Raw genomic sequence first — 1,213 nt, forward strand, 5'->3', positions numbered from 1 at the left:
ATCGGCACGTTGACCAGGAAGATCGGCCGCCAGCTCAGGTCCCACACGTTGGCCGCGACCAGCGCGCCGCCGAGCAGCTGCCCGACCACGGTGGCCGTGCGCCCCGGTCAGTAGGGTGCTGACATGCAAGCACGCACGAAACGCTTCGTCGCCGGCGCCGCCGCGGCCGCCGCACTGTCCCTCGCCGCCCCGCTCGGCACCGCCCAGGCCGCAACCCCCGTCGCCGACTCCGGCTCCGCGTCCCTCGGTTGCACCTCCACCGACATCAACCCCTGCCCCATCCGCCCCCTCCTCGACCTGCTCACCGCCCTGACCACCGGCTCCGCCGGAGGCGGGCAGTAGCCTGCGGTAGCGTCGGCGATATGGCCGATGCGTTCTATCTCCCCGATCCCGCGGACCCGAACCGGTTCGAGTCGACCGAGCTCACCCGCGGGCCCTGGTCGCCGGACGCGCAGCACGCCGGTCCGCCGTCGGCGCTGCTCGGACATGTGATCGAGCGGTGCGAGCCCCGCGAGGGGTTCCAGGTGGGACGGGTCGCGGTGGAAATCCTCGGGCCGGTGCCGCTCGCGCCGCTGACCGCGACCGCCGAGGTGGTGCGGTCGGGGCGGAGCGTGGAGCTCATCCAGGCGACGTTGTCGTCGGAGCGGGGGCCGGTGATGCAGGCCAACGCGTGGCGACTCAAGCGCAGTGAGCCCGCGCTCGATCTGCCGGTCGAATTCCTGCCGAGCGGCACGCGTCCGCTGCCGACGGCGACCGAACCCGAGGTGTTCCCCTCCGATCAGGCGATCGGATTCCACACCGGCATCGAATACCGTTTCGCCTCCGGCTCTTTCGGGCGACCGGGGCCCGCGGTGTGCTGGATCCGGTTGAAGTACCCGATCGTCGCGGGCACCACGCCGAGCCCGCTGGAGCGGACGCTGGCCGCGGCCGACTCGGGTAACGGGGTGAGTTCGGTGCTCGACTGGGCGAAGTACCTTTTCATCAACACCGACCTCACCGTCACCCTGCACCGGCAGCCGGTCGGCGAATGGGTGTGCCTGGACGCGGTGACCCATCCGCAGCCGCACGGCATCGGCCTCGCCGAATCGGCGCTGTTCGACGAGACCGGACCGATCGGGCGCAGCACGCAGACCCTGCTCATCGCGTGGGGTTCGCGCCGGAGGTCTTCGATCTCGACGACGACGAGAACCTGGTGATCGGGCCGGTTCCGGAG

At 71.3% G+C, this 1,213-nt stretch carries 2 protein-coding genes; both read left to right on the forward strand.

What is annotated here, in order from left to right; all coding sequences use genetic code 11:
- Positions 1-123: 123 nt before the first annotated feature.
- Positions 124-342 carry a hypothetical protein gene (locus tag ACWDNU_RS46300; RefSeq protein ID WP_355274430.1) on the forward strand — a complete coding sequence of 73 codons (219 nt, stop codon included), beginning with the start codon at positions 124-126 and terminating at the stop codon, positions 340-342.
- A 20-nt stretch (positions 343-362) separates the two neighbouring features.
- A complete protein-coding gene (locus tag ACWDNU_RS46305; RefSeq protein WP_449673505.1) occupies positions 363-1,196 on the forward strand; it encodes a thioesterase family protein in 834 nt (277 codons plus the stop codon).
- The last annotated feature ends 17 nt before the right edge of the window (positions 1,197-1,213 follow it).

It is taken from the genome of Amycolatopsis sp. NPDC003676, assembly GCF_053587275.1.

Excerpts from the sequence above, each read along its gene's own strand:
- ACWDNU_RS46300 (WP_355274430.1), top strand. The coding sequence starts at position 124 with ATGCAAGCACGCACGAAACGCTTCGTCGCCGGCGCCGCCGCGGCCGCC.
- ACWDNU_RS46305 (WP_449673505.1), top strand. The coding sequence starts at position 363 with ATGGCCGATGCGTTCTATCTCCCCGATCCCGCGGACCCGAACCGGTTC.